The organism is Psychrobacter urativorans (genome assembly GCF_904846695.1).
In the GTDB taxonomy this organism is placed as follows: domain Bacteria; phylum Pseudomonadota; class Gammaproteobacteria; order Pseudomonadales; family Moraxellaceae; genus Psychrobacter; species Psychrobacter urativorans.
The window spans coordinates 30,503-51,505 of sequence record NZ_CAJHBR010000002.1 but is presented as its reverse complement, the minus strand read 5'-3'; the positions used below and the strand labels follow the sequence as shown (position 1 = coordinate 51,505).

Annotated in this window: 16 protein-coding genes; 8 read left to right on the top strand and 8 right to left on the bottom strand. The window is 42.1% G+C overall.

What is annotated here, in order from left to right:
- Window positions 1–71: 71 nt before the first annotated feature.
- On the bottom strand, window positions 72–1,448 hold the full coding sequence (locus JMY09_RS02395) for a DHA2 family efflux MFS transporter permease subunit (RefSeq protein ID WP_201621997.1): 1,377 nt from the start codon (window positions 1,446–1,448) through the stop codon (window positions 72–74).
- A 426-nt stretch (window positions 1,449–1,874) separates the two neighbouring features.
- On the opposite strand from JMY09_RS02395, the gene yghU reads away from it, so the two are divergent.
- The 4 genes from yghU to JMY09_RS02375 all read left to right on the top strand — a co-directional run bounded on the left by yghU (window position 1,875) and on the right by JMY09_RS02375 (window position 8,109).
- Window positions 1,875–2,735, top strand: coding sequence for a glutathione-dependent disulfide-bond oxidoreductase (gene yghU / locus JMY09_RS02390; protein WP_201621996.1), 861 nt, complete (start codon window positions 1,875–1,877; stop codon window positions 2,733–2,735).
- A 395-nt stretch (window positions 2,736–3,130) separates the two neighbouring features.
- Complete coding sequence (locus JMY09_RS02385) at window positions 3,131–4,246, top strand: DUF1176 domain-containing protein (RefSeq protein ID WP_201621995.1); 1,116 nt, start codon at window positions 3,131–3,133, stop codon at window positions 4,244–4,246.
- 610 nt (window positions 4,247–4,856) lie between these two features.
- On the top strand, window positions 4,857–6,560 hold the full coding sequence (locus JMY09_RS02380; protein WP_201621994.1) for a DEAD/DEAH box helicase: 1,704 nt from the start codon (window positions 4,857–4,859) through the stop codon (window positions 6,558–6,560).
- A 289-nt stretch (window positions 6,561–6,849) separates the two neighbouring features.
- Window positions 6,850–8,109, top strand: coding sequence for a DUF819 family protein (locus tag JMY09_RS02375; RefSeq protein ID WP_201621993.1), 1,260 nt, complete (start codon window positions 6,850–6,852; stop codon window positions 8,107–8,109).
- Window positions 8,110–8,427: 318 nt separating this feature from the next.
- On the opposite strand, the gene JMY09_RS02370 is transcribed toward JMY09_RS02375, so the two are convergent.
- Entirely contained in the window at window positions 8,428–8,664 is a 237-nt protein-coding gene (locus JMY09_RS02370) for a hypothetical protein (RefSeq protein WP_201621992.1), read from the bottom strand.
- 333 nt (window positions 8,665–8,997) lie between these two features.
- On the opposite strand from JMY09_RS02370, the gene JMY09_RS02365 reads away from it, so the two are divergent.
- Complete coding sequence (locus JMY09_RS02365) at window positions 8,998–9,948, top strand: helix-turn-helix domain-containing protein (RefSeq protein ID WP_201621991.1); 951 nt, start codon at window positions 8,998–9,000, stop codon at window positions 9,946–9,948.
- A gap of 144 nt (window positions 9,949–10,092) precedes the next feature.
- Entirely contained in the window at window positions 10,093–11,721 is a 1,629-nt protein-coding gene (locus JMY09_RS02360; RefSeq protein ID WP_201621990.1) for a long-chain fatty acid--CoA ligase, read from the top strand.
- A 265-nt stretch (window positions 11,722–11,986) separates the two neighbouring features.
- On the opposite strand, the gene JMY09_RS02355 is transcribed toward JMY09_RS02360, so the two are convergent.
- The 5 genes from JMY09_RS02355 to JMY09_RS02335 form a co-directional block, all read right to left on the bottom strand.
- Window positions 11,987–12,601, bottom strand: coding sequence for a hypothetical protein (locus JMY09_RS02355; protein WP_201621989.1), 615 nt, complete (start codon window positions 12,599–12,601; stop codon window positions 11,987–11,989).
- A gap of 19 nt (window positions 12,602–12,620) precedes the next feature.
- The gene (locus JMY09_RS02350; protein WP_201621988.1) at window positions 12,621–13,361 is read right to left on the bottom strand and encodes a peptidase; all 741 of its coding nucleotides are present in this window, start codon (window positions 13,359–13,361) and stop codon (window positions 12,621–12,623) included.
- 40 nt (window positions 13,362–13,401) lie between these two features.
- The gene (locus JMY09_RS02345) at window positions 13,402–14,187 is read right to left on the bottom strand and encodes a transglutaminase family protein (protein ID WP_201621987.1); all 786 of its coding nucleotides are present in this window, start codon (window positions 14,185–14,187) and stop codon (window positions 13,402–13,404) included.
- A gap of 107 nt (window positions 14,188–14,294) precedes the next feature.
- Window positions 14,295–16,655: a circularly permuted type 2 ATP-grasp protein gene (locus JMY09_RS02340; RefSeq protein ID WP_201621986.1), complete on the bottom strand. Its 2,361-nt coding sequence runs from the start codon at window positions 16,653–16,655 to the stop codon at window positions 14,295–14,297.
- Between the two features lie 378 nt (window positions 16,656–17,033).
- Entirely contained in the window at window positions 17,034–17,681 is a 648-nt protein-coding gene (locus JMY09_RS02335) for a hypothetical protein (protein WP_201621985.1), read from the bottom strand.
- 126 nt (window positions 17,682–17,807) lie between these two features.
- On the opposite strand from JMY09_RS02335, the gene JMY09_RS02330 reads away from it, so the two are divergent.
- A complete protein-coding gene (locus tag JMY09_RS02330) occupies window positions 17,808–18,281 on the top strand; it encodes a hypothetical protein (protein ID WP_201621984.1) in 474 nt (157 codons plus the stop codon).
- Window positions 18,282–18,558: 277 nt separating this feature from the next.
- Here JMY09_RS02330 and JMY09_RS02325 read toward each other — a convergent pair whose 3' ends face one another.
- On the bottom strand, window positions 18,559–19,470 hold the full coding sequence (locus JMY09_RS02325) for a LysR family transcriptional regulator (RefSeq protein ID WP_201621983.1): 912 nt from the start codon (window positions 19,468–19,470) through the stop codon (window positions 18,559–18,561).
- A 397-nt stretch (window positions 19,471–19,867) separates the two neighbouring features.
- On the opposite strand from JMY09_RS02325, the gene JMY09_RS02320 reads away from it, so the two are divergent.
- A complete protein-coding gene (locus tag JMY09_RS02320) occupies window positions 19,868–20,995 on the top strand; it encodes a zinc-binding dehydrogenase (RefSeq protein ID WP_201621982.1) in 1,128 nt (375 codons plus the stop codon).
- Window positions 20,996–21,003: the final 8 nt, after the last annotated feature.

The following is a 21,003-nucleotide window of genomic DNA, read 5'->3' as shown; positions in this document are numbered from 1 at the left end:
TGCTTATCCAGTCAAAAAAGCCAGTATCAGCCTCAGCTCTGATACTGGCTTTTTTTTATAACCTTTAACCTTTAATAGAGCCCGCGACCATCTTCAGGTTTCAGACGTAAAAAATGTAGCCCTGAGACTATGGTCACGATACCTAGTATCCAATAAGTGATCTGAAACGCCGTCAAAATATCGAGTTGTAAACGCTCACGTAGCAAGTTCAGTAGCGCTGCACCGCTGGCAATACCGAAACTGATTGCCAACTGCTGATTGACCGCCATAAGACTATTACCGCTACTGATTTGCTGACCTTGTAAATCGCCGATAGTGATAGTATTCATCGCACTAAATTGCATAGAGTTGCAAGCACCCATCACTGTCAGTACCGGAATGAACCAAGGCCATTGTGAAGCGTCTCCAAACTGTGCCAAAACAATAATTAGTAGGCCTAATAGCGAGGTATTGTAGACTAATACTTTGCGATAGCTATAACGTTGGATAATCTTACTGACAAAGGGCTTAACCCCGATAGCACCAACAGCAATAGGCGCTAATAGCCATCCTGCCTGCGAAGGTGAATACTTAAATACTACTTGTAATAATAAGGGTAATAAAAACGGTACCGCACTAATACCAAAGCGAGTAAATAAGTTGCCGACGATGCCAATCCGAAAGGTACGAATACTGAATAAACTTAAAGGAAATAATGGCTGCTGATAGCGCTTGGCATGCCATATATAGCCCGTTAGGAATAAGCCTGCACCAAGTACTAATAGCAACCCATAAAACCCACGCCCAGCTTGTGAACCAAGCTCTACTGCCAAGGTCAGACCACAAGCAGCTAAAGCAAATAGCACAAAGCCTCGCCAGTCTAAACCCTCAGTTTCCTCAAATAGCGCTGGCACCAAGTTTTTGCCTAAAATAAAACCAACCACACCCATCGGCACATTGATCAAAAATATCCAATGCCAGCTGGCGTATTGCACTATATAACCGCCAAGCAAGGGACCGACCAATGGAGCGATTAAAGCGGGAATAACCGCAAAGTTCATAACAGTTAGTAGTTTATTACGAGGGTAGGACTTGACTAGGATTAAGCGTGCAACTGGCGTCATCATCGCTCCACCAATAGCTTGTACGATACGTGCGCCAATCAAAAAATCTAAATTAGGGGCAGTAGCACAGAGTATAGAGCCAATACAGAATACGATAATAGCCGATAAGAATACTCGTCGAGTGCCATATTTGTCCGCTAAAAAGCCACTAATAGGAATAAATATCGCCAAAGTTAAAGCATAGCTGATGACTGCCCATTGCATCTTCAACGGTGACTCGCCCAGTGCTTGTGCCATTTGTGGCAAGGCGGTATTTAGGATAGTTGCATCCAAAATCTGCATAAATAATGCCACCGCTAACACATAGGGCAGATATTTACTTTGTGTTGCGCTTAGCGTCACCATATTAATATCACCACCGCAGCGGCAGCATACAAGCTTTCGCGCAGTCTATTTAGAAGAGATTTATAAAATATTCTGTAGTATAAGAACAACTCTGCAGTAATTAAAGATGAGCAAAGTAACTGTTTGCTGTCGTGCTAAATACCACTGTCAAATCACAGTTTAGTAAAGCGCCACTGGGCTATCGTTTAGAAACACCTACACTACTTACATCAGCGCACTTTATTGCTGAGACCAGCACTCGCTATAGTAGGGCATTGATTATTTAGATTTTTGCCGATAGCTAGCTTTTACGGTATACATGTTCTCTTAAGCTTTCATTATAAATACAATCTCAGCCCAACAGCTAACTGTAATAAACCGGCTTAATAAACCCCAGCCGTTAACAACGATATATATAATATAACGATACAAATAATAGGATTTTTTATGAGTAACGATAACCAGCAAACTAGTACTACTCAAGAGGCCGCTTATATGCCCGCTAAAATCTGGACTAATGATAAAGAAAATGGTGGCAAGTTCGCTAGCACTAATAGTCCGACGGCCGGATCACGTCATCAGCAAAAGCTACCAGTAGGCGACGCGCCGTTGCAATTGTACTCATTGAACACCCCTAATGGAGTTAAAGTAAATATTCTGTTAGAAGAGCTTAGCGAGTTGGGTATAAAACAAGCGGCCTATGATGCTTATAAAATAGACATCTCTGCAGGCGATCAGTTTGGCTCTGATTTTGTCGCCATAAACCCTAACTCTAAGATTCCAGCCTTAGTCGATCACTCTGTAACTGATGAGCAAGGTCAGCCTATAGCTCTATTTGAATCAGGCTCTATCCTATTGTACTTAGCGGAGAAGTTTGAGAGGTTTGTACCGCTACAAAGTGATAAGCAGCAGGCTGCAGCACGAGCTAAGTGTTTGTCTTGGCTAATGTGGCAGATGGGTAGTGGTCCCTACTTAGGAGGCGGTTTTGGACATTTTTATGCTTATGCGCCAGAGCCAATGGAATATCCTATTAACCGTTTCACTATGGAAACTAAGCGTCAGCTAGATGTTCTAGACCAACATTTAGCAACTAGCACTTATATGTGTGGCGATGATGAGTCAGATTATAATATTGCAGATATTATCATTTGGGCTTGGTATGGTCAGTTAGCGCTCGGCAAGCTCTATGATGCCGCTGAATTCCTACAAGTAGCTGACTACAAAAACCTACAGCGATGGGCGCAAACCATAGCGGATCGTCCTGCGGTCAAACGCGCAGTGGACTTAGAGCTACAGCCTATTAGTTAAGGCAAAGGTTTATCTTTAAACTCTAGTGGCTGATAAACTAAGGCTATCAATGAACTATAACTAGCAAATAGCTAGCAAATAACTAGTTATGTTTAATGGTTATTGAGCCATAAACTAACCACTAGAACCAATTACCAACCAGTAATTATCTCGAGGCCAATAGACAATATACCGTTCTATTGGCCTTTATTCGTTTGTTAGAGTAACCACTAGTTCTAAGAGCGGCGTAATATTGATTATCCTAAGTAAATTTGCCTAAATGCTTCAATAATTACATGATGAAACATAGATATAACAGATAGAAACATAGATAAGTTAAGATGAGTACCTAACCTTATGAGAAAGTCAGTAGTTATAACAAGCTGACCCTATTTAGTCTAATTGCGAGGCCAGTGATGCTAACTATCGACCCTATTATTCAGCAGTCTAACACTAGATGGCGTAACCTTAGTCTGAAGTTACTAGCTGCCATCGGCACTATCATGATTAGTCCCCTAAGTAGCATAGCTGCCACCCCTGTAGAGTTAATTAACCAAGATTGGCAACTGGTTTGTGATAATACTCGCACTTGTCGTATGGCGGGCTATCAAACTGATTTCACTAGTGACTTTCCAGCGTCTATATTATTGACTCGTCAAGCGGGTAATAGAGCTGAAATAACGGGCGATATTAAGCTCGGTGGTGACAAAAACGGCTCTAATAAAGCGCTGTTAGAATTAGGTAATCGTCATCGGGTGTCACTATTTATTGATGGCAAAGACTTAGGGGAGACCACGTCTTCATCATTAGGAGCTGGCTATGCAGCTCTTTCTAGTAGTCAAGTCAAAACCTTATTAGACTCCCTTACTAAATCTAGCAAGATTGAGCTAGTAGTGCGTAACTCACGCTGGCAAGTATCAGATCATGGGGCTACAGCCATCATGCTAAAAGCTGATGAAGCACAAGGGCGAGTCGGCACACCCAGCGCCTTGCTTAATCCAAAACCTAATAAGCCCAACAGTAATGTGTTAGCAGCTGTAGATGCCCCGCAGCTAAACTTAGTGCTTCCTAATGCAGTTGCCGATGCCAATAGTAATAAAAGCTTTAGCCTTAAGTCCTCGCAATTGAGTGATATCATGAAAGGCACGATCAAAGATCTAAGCAATGACTGCCCAAGGCTATATAACAAGAACCCATGGAAGGTTAAACGTCTAAACAGCACTCAATTATTAGCGCAACATAACTGCTGGTCAGGCGCTTACAACACTGGGGATGGCATGTGGGTCATGAATGATCGCCAACCTTACAATCCAAAACTAGTCACTACCTCTGCTACTGCTTACGATGAAAAAGGTATTATCAGTTCAGTACAAAAGGGGCGTGGTATCGGAGACTGTTTGGCTATTACTGAATGGGTATGGACTGGGAAAGGCTTTGCTAAAAGTAAGGAAGGTACTACGGGTCTTTGTCGTTTGATAGCTGAGGGTGGTGCTTGGTGGCTACCCACTTTAGTATCGCAAGTGAAACGTTAAAAGGTTTTCTGTCCTCGCTACGGGCAATCAATCTGGTATGGCAGAGGGGCAAAGCAGTACTTTGCTGACGCACTTTGCAAGATAGTTGCTAAAAAACACTAGAAGTTAAAACACTATTATTGAGCTAAGCTTTACGGTTTAACCACTACCTTTAACTAAAAAGTTAAAATATATAAGCATAATGTATTTATTATGCTATACTACGTCGCCACGTTAGCTTAGGTTGACGTGAATTATGAGATTGATAACATCGCCTACGATTTTGGGTCTGGGATGACCAAGAGTAATTGTTGCCGATGATTTTGTGTACTTAAATAACGCTTTAATACTGCTTTAGTACTAGGGTTATTTCTGACTCATATCTTATCTACTAATCCTATGTGATGGATTAAATTGATTGTTATTTGCTACTACTTGCTTTGGATAAAGCTACTGTAGTTTGACTGTGACAAGCAAGGATAAGACACTCGGCACTACCACCAAAATACGTCAGACGCCATATAGAGCCTTTATTGATTATTTTCAATAAACACTCTATATGATGAACGGTTATCAGTGGTATGCATCAAGTTCGCTGAATTTGCAGCGGCTTACTCTACCAAGGATTCTCATGACTGACATCTTATCTACAATCGCTGCACAAAACGGTATTATCGAAGACACTACTGCCCAAGATACGGCAACTACAGATACTACTGCACAAGCTACTGATGCTAGCACTTCTGAAGCTGCCTCTGAAGCCAATTCTGAAGAAAACCAAACCACTTTTGCTGACCTTAACATTGCCAAGCCAATTCTTGCGGCACTTGAGCGTAGTGGTTACACCAACCCAACTCCTATTCAAGCACAAGCTATTCCTTTTGCTCTAGAAGGTCGTGACTTACTATTATCTGCGCAAACAGGTAGTGGTAAAACAGCTGCATTCGTGATCCCAGTACTTGATCGCTTGAGCCGTGCTACTAGCTTTGACAAACTTACTAAAGCTCTTATCCTAACGCCAACACGTGAGCTTGCTCAGCAAGTACATGATAGCGTACGTACTTATTCTAAAGATATGCGTGGTCTATTTTGTGTACCTTTAGTTGGTGGCGCTCCTTATAACGGTCAGATTACTGCTCTAAAAAAGGGTGTACAAGTTATCGTTGCGACTCCTGGTCGTCTACTTGACCATATCAATGCTGGTCGCGTTGACTTGTCAAACCTTGAAGTACTAGTACTTGACGAAGCGGATCGTATGCTTGATATGGGTTTTGCTGATGATATCAGTGACATCTTACGCGCAGCTCCTACTAATCGTCAGACTATTATGTGTTCTGCAACTTGGGATGGTCCTGTTGGCAAAATCGCCGCTACCTTTACTACTAACCCTGAACGCGTTGCTATCAAAGTTGAATCTGCTCACATCGATGAGACAGTGTATTACTGTGATGACTTTAATCATAAAAACAAAATCTTAGACAAAATCGTTTGTCAGCAAGACGTTGATCAAGTAATCATCTTCGCAGCTACTAAACGTAGCACTGAAAAGCTAGCCAAACAGCTACAAGAAGATGGTCACAAAGCTAGCTTCTTACATGGTGATTTGCCACAAAGCAAGCGTAACCGTATCGTGCAAGACTTACGTAACGGCAAATGCAAAATCTTAGTAGCAACTGATGTCGCTGCTCGTGGTCTTGACGTTCCAGCACTATCACACGTTATTAACTATGACTTACCACGCCAAACTGAAGATTACGTCCATCGTATCGGTCGTTGTGGTCGTGCTGGCCGTAGTGGTGTAGCTATCAGCTTATGTAGCATGGATGATCGTCCACAATTAAATGCTATCAATCGCTATCTTAACCGCAAAATGGAAGCATCAGTCATTGAAGGCTTAGAGCCTAAAAAGACTTATGTACCAACCGAAAATAAAGGTAATGGTCGTGGCCGTGGTCGTGGTCGTTCAGCAGGCGGCGGTAATGGTCAAGGCCGTGGTCGTCCAGCTGGCGGTGGTTATGCAGGTAAGCCTAGTGGCAGCAGTCCTCAAGGCCGTGGTCGTTCAAGCGATAGCAGCAGCGCTACTGGTCAACGTGCCAGCAATGACAGCGGTTATCAAGGTAAGCCACGTGATGCATCAGGTAAGCCTAATGATCGCTTTGGCGGCAAACCTTATCAAGGCAAACGTACTGACGGCACTAGCGCCCCACGTGGCGAACGCGCTGCAACTGGTCGTGGTCGTCCAAGCGGTAGCCAAGGTCGTCCAGCTAGCCGTTCAGGTGCAGGTAGCGCCGGCCAAGGTCGTCCTGCAGGCAGCAACCGTAACAAAAACTCTTAATTAACGGCTGTTTAGCAACTGATAATATTTCAGCTGTTAAATAATCTTTAAAGTGAGTCAAAAAAGCCAGATAATTATTATCTGGCTTTTTTTGGTTTTAAATTTCAGTGACTAGAAGTCGTTTTGCGCTGTTTTGTAATAAACAGCTATAGTTAAAAAATACTTTATCGACTAGTAGTAGCTCCTTGCACCTAAGTTTAACCTTGATTATACTGCCAGCCTTTATTAGCCTTTATTAGCCTTTATTAGCCTTTGTCCCTTTTATTTAGCTTGCATATGGAATGCCAAGATGTTCATGATTTCGTCATCATCATTTACTGCTTTACAGATAGACAGCTTGCCGGTTGCCTTTGGCATTATCATGGCCATTATTGGCTTAGTGTTTTATACCCAAGGATTACCTGGTAAGTTTTGGCGACGTTTTTATGCGCTGTTGCCAGGTATTGTTCTGTGCTGCTTCATACCGGCAACGTTGAATAGTCTGGGGGTTTTTGCTGACGGCATAGGCTCACAGATTTATGGTTTTACGGCGACTTATTTACTGCCCGCTAGTTTACTACTGATGACCCTATCCATGGATGTACCAAAGATATTGGGTCTTGGTTGGAAAGCTATTGCTATGTTTATGGCGGCAACAGTCGCTATCATTATTAGTGGACCTATAAGCTTGGGTTTGGCTAAGTGGGTGTCGCCTGAGATGTTTACCGACGATACGCTATGGCGTGGCTTTTCAGCCGTAGCGGGCAGTTGGATAGGGGGTGCTGCTAATCAAGCCGCGATGAAAGAGCTGTTCGGGGTCAGCGACGATCTGTTTGGCATGATGATTTTGGTAGATACTACCAACGCTTCACTGTGGTTATTGATTATCTTAGTGCTCGCAAAGCATAGCGATAAAATAGATCGACTGTTGAAGGCGGATACTAGCAGCATTGAAAGAGTCATTCAGGCGGTCGAAAGCTATGAGCGCGATAATGAGCGACCGGCAACCTTGAATGACTTGATGGTGCTGTTTGGCTTATGTTTTGCAATGGTAGGGGTTGCGCATTTCATCGGTGGGCAGATTGCTGAGTTTTTCGCGCCTTATAGTTGGGCGGTACAATACAGCTTTGCCAGCTCGTTCTTTTGGATGGTAGTGATCATTACTATAATAGGCGTTATATTCTCTTTTACTAAGATTCGTAGGCTCGACCACGTGGGCGCCTCTAAAATAGGCACAGTGTTCATATTTGTGTTAATTGCTGCTATTGGTATGCAGATTAATTTGGCGGGCATAGTCTCGCAATGGAGATTACTACTGATCGGCTTAGTATGGATGACTATCCATGTGATTATTATTTTTATTGTTGCTAGAATTATCCGTGCGCCGTTTTTCTTTTTAGCTGTTGGTTCCAATGCTAATACTGGTGGCGCCTCGTCAGCGCCAATTGTGGCTACTGCCTTTCATCCGTCATTGGCACCTGTCGGAGTATTTTTAGGTATTCTTGGTTATGCTATGGGTACTTTTGGTGGTTATATCAGTACTCAGTTAATGCGTCTAGTGGTGACTTAAGTTATCGGTATATTGCTACTAGCTCATTTTAGAATACAGTGAAATGGGCAGGGGCTTAAAATCGATAGTTGATAGTTGATAGTTGATAGTTGATAGTCGCACCTTTTAAGATAACCTAAACCATAAAACCAATGCTTGTTATCAATGCAACGGCTAAGTCTTATGGTTTAGAATATTACTTGCGACTATCTCTGTCGTCTTGTTCTTAACCCCATCATTTTTAACTAAGCAATTAGTTTTTTACTCAGTTTTTACTTAGTTTTCAACCGAGTTTTTCGGCCTAATACTTAGTCATCACAGCTTGAGAAGTAAACCGACTCAAGTTTCTGTAATCATCACTATTTTAATTGGCACCGCACACAACCACTGTATACCACTAGTACTAAAGAAACTATATTCATCGCATGAGCTAATAAGAGCGGTAAAATCATTATCGGTCAAATCTTGCATAGCCTCTTCATCGCTACTATCAGCCACAGCACACCATACTGGTGTATCACTTTTTTCTAATAGAGTACGAGTTAGAAGACTTCCAGTCAGTTCACCCTTTAACATAAAAACTCCAGATAAGTTTTACTTTATGTTTCAATAAAAGCTTCAACCTATTAATGTTAGTCTTAATGATTAATAATATTTAATTGATAGTTAAGAGTATCATAAACAAACAACTCAATATAATATAGCGATATTAATAATATGGAGCAATACAAATATAAAATATTGGACTATGACTAATAAAATATAGGAAATACATAAAAATATAAATACTATTGTTGGGAGAAACCGTAGTAAGTAGTCGTATTTGAATACTTACAAGCGAGTGACAGCTTATTTTTTAGTAGTTTATTTATCATTAGCTAATTGGTCAGTAATTATAGGATGGTTAGAATGGATGCGCTTAGTACGTTGCTACAGCAAGCTCAACACTTAAGCCAAACTAAATATTATCATTTGCACATTGCGGGTGATTGGGGGTATTCAATAATTAATGAACAAACGCTGTGTCTATACTTAGTTGAGTCTGGTAGCTTTTTTATTAATACAGCAGATAGCTCACGTCAAGTATATGCCGGTGATATTGTCATGCTTCCGCATGCTAAGGGTCATGTTTGTCATACACTAGGTCATCAGACTAACACTACTAAAGTGCTGGATGAATTTCTATCTGATTATGATAAAGGCGTTATTGATAGTACTAAAGATAGTGCTAAAAACAGTACTGAAAAGGCACGTTTTTTATTAGTGGAATGCCAGTACGATCAACAGACTATTCAACCGCTATTAGCAGTATTGCCAGCTATTTTGCCTGAACAAGGTACTATCTCCAAGATCCAATTTAGAGCACTTGATCAAGCATTTATATTATTAACACTAGAGTCCGAACCTGAGCGTTTAGGTCAGTTAGCGATGGTCAACCTTTGGGCGAGCATGGTTATGGTTGAGTGTCTGCGTACTTATATTGAAACCTTATCAGAGACTACAGATAGCTGGTTGGCCGCCATCAGACATCCTTACTTAGCCAAAGCCCTAGCTATGATGCATGGTAAACCGAATTATAGCTGGACTACTTGCGAGCTTGCCAAAGCAGTTGGGATGTCGCGTTCAAGCTTTACTCAGCGCTTTAAAGATAAGGTTGGTGTACCACCATTGACTTATTTGATTCAATATCGACTACGTATTGCCGCCCACCATCTACGCTTACCTTACTATAATATTGGCCAAATCGGCACCCTAGTCGGCTACTCTTCAAACTCAACTTTTAGTCAAGCCTTTAAACGGGCTTATGATATGTCACCTAGACAATATCGTCAGCGATATCAAAACTTATCAACACAATAAGTGCCTAAAAATAGCAACATAAACTCAGACGTTATCGCTACAGTTAGCTAAGCTGATGCCGTATACTGATTATCTTAGGTATGAGTTAATCCACCTAAGGATGCCCATGGATGAGCGTTATAAAATCAATATAAGGATAGGTATATGTTAGGAAAGATGATGTATCAGCCGTTGCTGCTTAGTGGTTTGATTGAGCATGCGGCTCAGTATCATGGTGATACCGCTGTATTATCCAAAGAGGTCGATGGCACGGTAACTCATAGTGATTGGCTCACGGTTTCTAACAACGCAAAGCGGATGGCAAATGGCTTGGCGGCATTAGGCCTAAAACCGGCAGATCGAATAGCTACTTTGGCTTGGAATAACCGCCGCCATTTAGAGGCTTGGTATGCTATCTCTGGTAGTGGCATGATCTGTCATACTATCAATCCACGCTTGTTCCCCGAGCAGCTCAGCTACATTGTCAATGACGCCGATGACCAAGCTCTCCTCTTTGATATTACATTTTTGCCGCTGATTATGGCTATTAAAGACAGTCTCAAAGGCATTAAGTATTTTATATGTTTAGGGGCTCGCGATGATAAAGTGGTAGCACAATTGCCTGAGACCTTATTTTTTGATGAGCTATTAGAGCAGAGTGCCGCTGAGTTTGATTGGCCACAATTCGATGAAACTACGGCAAGCTCGCTATGCTATACCTCAGGGACTACTGGTAATCCTAAAGGCATCTTATACACCCATCGCTCCTCAGTATTGCACGCTATAGCTTTGTGTATGCCTGATGTCTCAGCACTATCTGCTCAAGATGTATTGCTACCAGTTGTGCCCATGTTCCATGTTAATGCTTGGGGAACTCCCTATGCTGCAGCGCTCACCGGCTGCTCTTTAATACTGCCTGGGCCTAATCTAGATGGCGACAGTTTAGTGTCTTTGATTGATGATTATAAAGTGACAGTGGCTCTAGGAGTACCAACGATCTGGCAAAGCTTACTGGCAGCTGCCAAGAATAGGGGTAGCAAACTCGATAGTATGACTCGAACTATTGTCGGCGGCGCAGCTTGCCCACCATCAGTGATTAAGACTTTCCGAGAGGATTTCAATTGTGACGCTATTCACGGTTGGGGCATGACCGAAACTAGCCCTCTTGGCACTATGAACCAGATAAAGGCTAAGCATAAATCCCTTAGTGATAGTGAGGTGAATAGGGTGCGCGAATCGCAAGGGCGTCCTCCCTATGGAATACAAATACGCTTGATGGACACTGAGAATCCAGAGCAAGTAGTCGCTGAGGATGGGCATTCTCAAGGTAACTTGCAAGCTCGTGGACATTGGGTAATTAGTGATTACTTCACTGAAAATCCAGAGGCTGTTACCGAAGATGGCTGGTTCGATACTGGTGATATTGCTACTATTGATGCTGATGGTTATATGAATATCCGTGACCGAGCTAAGGACTTAATCAAGTCGGGCGGTGAGTGGATATCCTCTGTAGAGCTGGAAAATATCGCTGTAGAACATCCACAAGTTAAGATGGCTGCCGCTATTGCTGCCAAACATGCCCGATGGGGTGAGCGTCCAGTATTGATTGTAGTAAAAGAGCAGGGCTCTAGTGTTGAGGAAGCACAAATTCTAGAGTTTTATAATGGCCGCGTTGCGAGTTGGCAAATACCGGATAAAGTCATATTTGTCGATAACATCGTATTGAATGGTGCTGGCAAGATGGTAAAAAACGACTTGCGTAGAGAGTATGGTAATGTACTACTTGACTCTTAATACTAGAGTATAGTGATCTTACTACTAAGGTTAACCTATAGAGTTGAATAAGAGTTTTCTAAACTAAAAGCCTCAAAGTTCTATTATAAAAAAAGCCTACAATTTTGTAGGCTTTTTTATATTTAGTTTAGCGCTGATTTAACAGTTGAGTCATCAGGACCGCTAAGCACCAGTCTTATCAAGGCTAGAGTAATACAAGTAATAGGCAATACTATCGAATAGGTTCAAGTCTTAAGTGCTGCTCATAAGTACTCAGTATAACTACTTATATAGTCCACTTATCGTTAACAATAGCCACTAGATAAGGCTTACCTTTATAGTCAGCAAAGACTAAGCGCATGGCTTGCCAATCCATTCCAGAATACTTGTCGCTACCAGGATAATAAAACTCAACAAAATCATGGTTTTTGTAAATATTAGTTAGATTATTTAAGCTGTTGCCAAAGCCTTGAAACTGGTTAATTGTAGGCGAGGTTGCTTGGTACTTACTAGCATCAACCCAAGCAGTCAGATAAGCTGGTAGCGGGGTTATATAGAGATCGCCAGTACCGTCTTGCTGTCCCCAAGTAAACTTAATTTTAGAGGCTTTAAGATACTGAGTGAATTGAGCACGGCTAAAAACCTTATCACTCTTGGGGTCGACATAAGCATACATTGAAAAGCGCACGCCACGAGTTGGATGAATTAGCGGTGCAATAGCCTGATAGTTTTTATAAGCAAGCGCTTGCTTGATATAAATCGCATCCTGCATTACTCGCTGCTGGCTAGGAGTTACCGTAGTATTGGATAAATAATCACCGCTGTCCTCAGGGCCAAAAGTCGCATAGACGCTTATAGGAGCGAGTACCAATAACAGCAAGTAGGCTTTTAAATTTAGCATAAGTCTCCTTTAACTAGAACTAGACCCAATAACCATCGGGCGCCTTGGGTAGTTCAACTAGAGTACGGCGTAACGCCTCTGACCACTGACTGCGAATAGTATTAAAATACTCATCGTTGTCATCGATACGGCGACCTTTAGGTAATTTTAGACTGTCATTTTCGTACAATAAAAAATCTATGGGCATACCTACTGATAGGTTTGAGTGAATAGTGGAGTCGAAGGACAGCATCAAAGCTCGGGCTGCATGTCTAGGATCCGTATCATAGCTTACCGACCTATCAAGGATAGGCTTACCATATTTACTCTCTCCCAATTGAAAGAACGGTGTATCCTCAGTAGCTCGAATACAGTTGCCTTCAGGATAAATTCTATACAACTCAGGAGACTGCCCTTTAATTTGTCCCCCTAGCATGAAGGAGCTAGTGAATGCGCCATCAGTGCCTGCGTTAGCTACTGATTTTGCATGATTCATAATAGAGCGCATACATTCACCGACCATTTGCGCAGCGTCAAACAAGGTAATCACTGTATTGATATTAGGCTCAGCACGCTGATCGATATCATTTTGTAATTTAGTAAAGACGGCTTGCGAGGTGGCGAGACTGCCAGCGGTCTGTAGTACTATAAAGCGCTCACCTTCGATACCATATTGATAGATCTTTTTAAAGGTTGATATATGATCAACACCAGCATTGGTACGAGTATCACTTGCGAAAACCATGCCGTCTTTTAAGCGAATAGCCGCACAATAAGTCATATAAACACCTAGTAAAGTTGTAGTTAAAAAATAATATAGCTTAAGATAATCTGGTCACTAGCACTTGACTATAAAGATTCTCATAGCCGCCACCCATCCGTACACCGCGTACTGGCGCAGTATCTAAGTAGTCGCGCCCAATAGCGACATACACATGTGAGCTGGGCCGGAATAACTGATTTGAGATGTCAAAAGTATACCAATAGCCATCTAGCCAAACCTCTGCCCAAGCGTGGCTTGCCATATGGTTTTCGGTATCATCATATAAGTAGCCTGACACATAGCGCGCTGGAATTTGTTGATCTCGTAAGCATCCTACAAACACATGAGTATGATCTTGGCATACACCAGCACTAGTGGCAAAAGACTCAGCAGCAGTAGTGCCTACATGAGTCACATCTTTGACAAAAGGCATTCTCATTATCAGCTCATTGGCCAGTTTTTTTAGACTATCATGAGTGACCGTTTTTAGATGAGGCGCTGCAAAATCTCGCATCTCCTGCGAGCATTTAGTTAATGGCGTCTGCACAGTAAATAGCAAGTAGGGCACATTATCCATATCCTCTAAGTACTCCGTTTCGGTATTGATCTCAACGATACCGGAGGCTTGCATTTGCAAGTTATTGTGCGCTTCATTACGACTTAGGGTCAACCAATCGTTACCAAAGCCGTCTTTTTGCTTGTTCGCCACTTTAGGCAGCATAACATCCCATTTATGAATAATTTGATGGGGCAGTTGCATAGGCGTCATGCGTATATACTGTACGCTGCGCTGCGCCAATTCTTCATAGTAATAGTTAGTCTGATGACTGATTTGTAATTTCATAATAACATCCTTATTTTTATAATAGGCTTAAGTTGATCACGTATCCAAATTACCCAGTCGTTAAATAGTGGCTCAATATTTAGGGTTATTTAGCATTAATAACAGCACTAGACCCCTTGGCGTAGAATAAGATTGAACTCTTTGCTAATAAGGTTGAAATCGCTAAATCGTTTAGATTTAATCATCTGATTGGTCAGACGTATTAGCTCACGCCAGCGCGTATTTTCTGGTAGCTCATTAATCCAGTGCTTAAACTGAAGGCTGACTTCTAGAGAGTTTTCATCTAATAACACTGCTCGTTCAAGTTGCTCAAAGTGGCGTCCTAATTGCCAAAAACAAGTTACTGTAGAATGCTCTTGTTTCATAGCTGCATTACAAGCATATAGCTGCAAGGTTGCCGCCCGATAAGTACCCGCACTGCTAAGTCGCTTGATCAGGTTATAGAGCTCGGCAGTATCTTTGCCAATAACCCCTTTGGCCTCTTGCACATTGGCCTCAATCGACTGCACGACATTAGGAATTATATCTTGCTCAAGATTGGCCATTATTTGTGCTTTCATAGTTTCGAGCGATGCCTCTACATCGGCATTAAAGCCCAGACAACTAACCAAATGCTGTACTTGTGATTTTTCAAGATTGCCTTTAATCAGCTGCTTCATGATGCTGTCGTAATAGTAAAGACGCTCGCCGTATCTGCCTAGCCATATCAGATGACTAGCGGTAGACAACAGTAGTATCATCGGCGCATCAATTAGATAATCATAGCCTGCCTCTATTGGCTGTAAGCGATCATAGTATTCAGGGTGGCTAGTAGTATTTTTCTCTAACAGCTTATCAGTGTTGCCAGCTTGCCTATTACTTGCGGGGCTAGCGTCTACGTTATTTTGGTTTAAATCTGTATCATCAATAACCCAAGTGTCTTTGATACCACCACCTTGAGAGGAGTTGACTACTAGTGAGCCCTCAACCATAGCTACCCGAGTCAAGCCGCCGGGCACTATATCTACTGAGCCATCACCATGACTCAAAATAAAGGGGCGTAAGTCAATATGACGTGGGGCAATACCATCGCTGACGGCAGTAGGGTTAGTCGATAGCGAAATGGTCGGCTGAGCAATAAAGCCGCTTGGATTTTCAAGCAAGCGTAAACGATAGTCTTCAATTTCTTCTTTAGTAGAAGTTGGGCCAATGAGCATACCGTAGCCCCCTGATCCTTGAGTCTCTTTTACCACTAGCTTGTCTAAATTATCGAGCACATATTTGAGCTCATCAGGCTTACGACATTGATAAGTTTCAATATTCGGTAAGATAGCTTCTTCACCTAAATAGAACTTAATCATATCGGGAACGAACGGATACAAGCTCTTATCATCAGCCACACCAGTACCAGGAGCATTGACGATAACGACATTACCAGCTCGATAGGCACTCATCAGTCCCGATACCCCTAATATAGAGTTGGACTGGAAGGCTAAAGGATCGATATAAGGATCATCAATGCGGCGATAAATCACATCAACTTGTACTTTGCCGCGAATACCTTGCATATAAACTTTGCTGTCTTCCACTACTAAGTCATAGCCATGGACTAGTGGCACATTCATCTCATGCGCCAAAAAGGCATGCTCATAATAGGCACTATTAAAGCGCCCTGGCGTTAAGATGACAATCTGGGGATCATACTTGCTGGTTGAGCTGGCAAGACATTTTTTTAATCGGTTTGGATAGTCGCTAATGCCTAGAATAGGGGTCTGCGCAAACATATCCGATAATAGGGTTTCTGAGATATTACGACTCTCGAGCATATAAGAGACACCAGAGGGCGTACGTAAGTTATCCTCTAATACGCAAAAGGTACCTGTTTCATCTCGAATCAAGTCGATACCACTGATATGGGAGTAAATAGGCTTATCAAGTTCGATGCCCATCATCCAAGGCTCATAGCAGCCGCTAGCATAGACATAGCTGGCAGGCACAACACCAGCCTTCATAATAGCTTGCTCATGATAAATATCGTGCAAAAATGCGTTGAGCGCAGTGATACGTTGTTTACAGCCTTTTTCTATCAGCTGCCACTCGCTAGCGGCGATAATACGAGGAATGATATCAAACGGAATCATACGCTCGATATTTTTGGCATCGCTATATACCGTAAAGGTAACGCCTTTGCGATAAAAGATGTTTTCGGCTTGTTCATTTAAGTGATTAAGGGCGTCAATATTGATATTATCTAGCCAATCACCTACTGCCTTGGCTACCGGACGGTATTGGCCATCGGCTATTTTTAATTCATCAAAACTCTCAAGCTTTTTGCTAGGGTGTTGCGCAGAATCGTTAGTAGCGTTTGTTTTAGTAGTAGTTACAGTGGCTTGGCTCTGCTGTTGATTGTTTTTTTCAGCAGCGCTGTTATTGGTGCTGTCTGTTGCAGACTGGCTTTGGGATTGACTCTGAGTTGATTTTTTATTCATAAATACCTCACACATCCTTGGCAAAGTTATACATTGTTATAGTAGATGAGGTTACCGCTATTTTATGCTTAATAGCGGCGACAACGTCCGTGTCCTATATTGACTATACAACGTCTATAGGGCATTACACAACAAGCGTTTGATGGTTTAAGGTTGCCACAGATACGATAAAATACAAATATATCGTGAAGAGTTAAACCACTTGTATTTTCTTATCGAATATTTATCCTAATGCTCAATTTTTTGTTTTTATAACCGCCCTATATAGAGGTTCTGAAGGGTAGGCTGATAGTGAAAGGCCTTATCCTCTACAGCATGAACCATAGCTTTGTACAAAGCGACCATATTATTTGCCTAATTATTTGCCTAAGTGAAGCCTTAAACCGTCCACTGATCATTAACGATAGCTACTAAATAACGCTTACCTTGATAGTCATCAAATACTAAGCGCATGCCACGCCAGTCCATACCGTTAGATTTTTCGCTACCTTTACGATAGAAATCAACCACATCTAAGTCTGGGTAGGTGTCGTTGATATTGTTGATCATATTGCCTCTAGACTCAAACTTATTAACGGTTATACGGGCATCATTGAACTTGCTGCCATCGACCCAAGTGTCTAAATACGTTGGTAATGGCACAATGAATAGCTCACCAGCACCGTCCAGATCACCCCAAGTAAAGCGGATTTTGGACTGCTGCAAGTACTGGGCGAATTGGGCACGACTAAAAACTTTGTCAGAATCTAGACGTACATAAGCATACATCGACAAGCGCACACCACGAGTCGGGTGAATATCATCGATGATGGCAGCATAATTGTGGCTGGCAAGCGCACGCTGGATATGTAGTGCTTGCTCAGTAAGAGTTTGCTGGCTAGTAACAGCTGGAGGTTGGGACGGAGTGGACGCGCTTTGATCGCTTATACTGGTATCAGTAGCAGGTACTGATTGACAGCCAGTAGCCAGTATTGACAACGCTATACAGCTACTAGTGGCTAGTTTATAACAAGGTGATGTTTTCATAACGATGTCCTCAAAAGCAATGGAGCGCACTAAACCTTACTAATACCATTATGCAGCGGATTAAGGAAGTAGCTATAATGTAAATAGAGCATATGAAGTTATGAATCATGGTGGGTGGATAACATTATGCAAAAATACATAGTGTATGTGTTAGTAGCAATCATTGGCACTGGAATAGCTGTTAGTGCCATAGCCAATGATGTCGAGCTGCAACAGAGACTTATGGCGATGAAAGTAGCTGCTGTCGAAAAGATGTATCAGCAAGATGTCAGTACTGAAGGTATGAATGATCCTATGGTTTTGCGGCAGTATAGCGATCCAGAGCTAAAAGCTGCATTTCAGCTTGCAGACGATTATTTCGATAGAGAACAGCTGAACTGTGGTATCGATTATGATGTGCTATGGGATTCTCAAGATCCTGATTATTCACAAAACAAACAGTTCGCTGTGACTGAGCAAGGTCTAGTTAAAGTGAGCTTAGCGCAAGGCAGCACTATTTATTATGAATTATCCTGCGATGATGATGTTTGCCAAATAGCTGATGTGGTTTTAACGAAGAATATTTCTCTAAAATCGCATTTGCTAAACAGTTGTCAGTAAAGATCGGATTAGCTAAATAATAAATGATCAGCCTAAAACTAAGACGCGGCTTGGATATTCGGCTATAAAGTATTTTGCTATCATTTAGATAATCAGCAAAGCATATTAGCTAAGAAGTAATACAGCCGTTAATTATAAGTAAGTGTCATATAAGTAGTAAAAAGCCTTATAGAATAGCTATTAGGAAACTTATAAAAACCGTTGGTTTGTTTTCGCATAATGTATATTATGTTAAATAGACAGTCCCTAACGATATTAGTGATGATGATGTCATGCTTTAGCAATCATTGGTGGCTTTTATTCTCCCTAACAAAAAGTCCACTGCTACTTTTACTTTAGGCACTGAGTAACGCTGTTTTTGGTATAACAAATAAACAGCCATCTCAGAGTTCTGCGTCACGGTTAGTTGATGCTCGAACTTCAGCTGTTGTAATGCCCCTGACTCAAGATATGATGACAATGCCCACCGAGTAGACATTAGCACACCGTCACCAGCGCTGGCTTTTTTTGCCAGCCATGGCCCATTATTCGAAATCGCTATCGCTGGGCCTGAGACATCATGCCACTGGTCATCAATAATACATAACCACGGGGTCATCCCTAATGGCGTCTTAAAATAAAGGCCCTTATGTTGTTTTAATTCTAATACATGATTCGGCACGCCATTTTTTTCCAAATAGCTAGGTGATGCGACAGGGATAAAACTGTTGTCCATAATGCGTTTTGCAATTACTCGCTCATTTGGTGCGTAACCACCGCGAATAGCAATATCAACATCATCGCGTCCAAGTGTAGATAATTCATCACTTAAGCTGACATCAAGCACAATTTGCGGATATAACGCACTAAACTCATCCAATAAAGGCAGCAATATCTTCTCACCAAAGCCCACCATCGAGCTAATCCGTAAGCGCCCCATTGGCGTTGTCTGATAGCTACGAACCGTCTCCCTACTTTGCTCTAGTTGATTTAATACCTGCTGCATATCGTTATAGTAGACCCGCCCTACTTCCGTCAGCTTAACGAGTCGAGTCGAACGCTTGAGTAATGTCGCGCCCAAGCTCTTTTCCAAATCAGACACCCGCCTTGATAATGAGGATACCGGTACATCGAACACCTTCGCCGCTTTAGTGAAGCTACCTGTTTCGACGACTTTACTAAAATATCTTATGGCCCGCAGCTGATCCAAACTCTATCTCCAGTCAAAAATAGTCATTTACTAACCTGGCAATACTTAACGATTAACTACTAATCGTTAAGTATTCTGCCTTTATTGTTGTCTTAAAAGCAATAGTGATTCATCATTTATGCTATATATCATCATATTAAAAACGGTAATAATAGGTTCAGATTAAGCATGACTACTAAAAACAAGCTTCACGTTAATGACGGAAGAATAATTTATGATTACTTTGCACGGCTTTGCCGCCAGCAATTACTACAATATAGTCAAATATGCCCGAATTTATGCAGCGTGTAAAAGCTCAGATACAAGCTACCCAATCTGGGTAATGCCGATAACAATAAAATACAACCTATATCAATAAAAGCAGTGATGCCATCCATCATTTGCAGGAGTAAAAATTATGACTGATAAAAATATCCAACTGGTTTCAACCATTAGTGATGACCATAAATTAACGCTTACCTTACAAGACATCGATATGCCACAGCCTAGCGCTGATGAAGTTGTCGTTCGCCTTGAAGCCGCACCATTGAACCCGTCTGACTTTGGGGTTATGTTCAGCATGGCTGACATGTCAACCGCTGTACAGACAGGCACTGAGCAAAACCCTATCGTGACCGCTGATGTTCCTACCAAGTTCATGCCAGCCCTCAAAACACGGGTGAATAAAGACACACCTGTGGGTAATGAAGGTGCAGGTACGGTTGTCGCAGCAGGCTCATCGCCAGCCGCCCAAGCGCTAATGGGCAAAATGGTTGCGGTGATTGGTGGCGGCACTTATCGTCAGTATCACTGCGTTAATGTAAAAAGTTGCTTAGCATTAAAAGAAGGCACAACGGCTAAACAAGGTGCTTCTTCTTTTGTGAATCCACTTACTGCATTGGCAATGGTTGAAACTATGCGTGCTGAGGGTCACAAGGCCATCATTCACGCGGCAGCAGCGTCTAGCCTTGGCCAGATGCTTAACCGTATCTGTATGGCTGATGGTATTGATTTGATCAATATCGTGCGTAAGGATGAGCAAGAACAACTATTGCGTGATATGGGCGCAAAATATGTAGTTAACTCAAGCAGCGATACATTCATTGCCGATTTAACGGCAGCGATTACCAAAACAGGCGCCACAATTTCATTCGACCCTATTGGCGGCGGTCAGTTATCCAGCGATATCCTAAACTGTATGGAAGCGGCTATCACTGCTGATGCAGAAGAATACAGCGTTTATGGTTCCACTACTTTTAAACAAGCATATATTTATGGGGCATTAGACCGTGGCCCTATCACATTGAACCGCAACTTCGGTTTTGCTTGGGGTGTAAACGGATTCTTATTGTTCAATGCACTGGGTAAACTGGGCGCTGAAACGGTCAAGTCTATGCGCAAGCGTGTAGCAGAAGAAATCACCACTACCTTTGCCAGCAGCTATACGCATGAGGTTACGCTGCAACAAGCGTTACATTTACAGTCGATCAAAGCTTATGATAAACAAGCCACTGGCGAGAAGTACTTAATCACGCCTCAGGGCTAATGATTGGT

What these genes read in the sequence shown, in the direction of transcription:
- JMY09_RS02360 (WP_201621990.1), top strand. Translation starts at nt 10,093, where the DNA reads ATGTTAGGAAAGATGATGTATCAGCCGTTGCTGCTTAGTGGTTTGATT.
- JMY09_RS02320 (WP_201621982.1), top strand. Translation starts at nt 19,868, where the DNA reads ATGACTGATAAAAATATCCAACTGGTTTCAACCATTAGTGATGACCAT.
- yghU (WP_201621996.1), top strand. Translation starts at nt 1,875, where the DNA reads ATGAGTAACGATAACCAGCAAACTAGTACTACTCAAGAGGCCGCTTAT.
- JMY09_RS02375 (WP_201621993.1), top strand. Translation starts at nt 6,850, where the DNA reads ATGTTCATGATTTCGTCATCATCATTTACTGCTTTACAGATAGACAGC.
- JMY09_RS02370 (WP_201621992.1), bottom strand. Translation starts at nt 8,664, where the DNA reads ATGTTAAAGGGTGAACTGACTGGAAGTCTTCTAACTCGTACTCTATTA.
- JMY09_RS02395 (WP_201621997.1), bottom strand. Translation starts at nt 1,448, where the DNA reads ATGGTGACGCTAAGCGCAACACAAAGTAAATATCTGCCCTATGTGTTA.
- JMY09_RS02345 (WP_201621987.1), bottom strand. Translation starts at nt 14,187, where the DNA reads ATGAAATTACAAATCAGTCATCAGACTAACTATTACTATGAAGAATTG.
- JMY09_RS02340 (WP_201621986.1), bottom strand. Translation starts at nt 16,655, where the DNA reads ATGAATAAAAAATCAACTCAGAGTCAATCCCAAAGCCAGTCTGCAACA.
- JMY09_RS02385 (WP_201621995.1), top strand. Translation starts at nt 3,131, where the DNA reads ATGCTAACTATCGACCCTATTATTCAGCAGTCTAACACTAGATGGCGT.
- JMY09_RS02350 (WP_201621988.1), bottom strand. Translation starts at nt 13,361, where the DNA reads ATGACTTATTGTGCGGCTATTCGCTTAAAAGACGGCATGGTTTTCGCA.
- JMY09_RS02355 (WP_201621989.1), bottom strand. Translation starts at nt 12,601, where the DNA reads ATGCTAAATTTAAAAGCCTACTTGCTGTTATTGGTACTCGCTCCTATA.
- JMY09_RS02335 (WP_201621985.1), bottom strand. Translation starts at nt 17,681, where the DNA reads ATGAAAACATCACCTTGTTATAAACTAGCCACTAGTAGCTGTATAGCG.
- JMY09_RS02365 (WP_201621991.1), top strand. Translation starts at nt 8,998, where the DNA reads ATGGATGCGCTTAGTACGTTGCTACAGCAAGCTCAACACTTAAGCCAA.
- JMY09_RS02380 (WP_201621994.1), top strand. Translation starts at nt 4,857, where the DNA reads ATGACTGACATCTTATCTACAATCGCTGCACAAAACGGTATTATCGAA.
- JMY09_RS02330 (WP_201621984.1), top strand. Translation starts at nt 17,808, where the DNA reads ATGCAAAAATACATAGTGTATGTGTTAGTAGCAATCATTGGCACTGGA.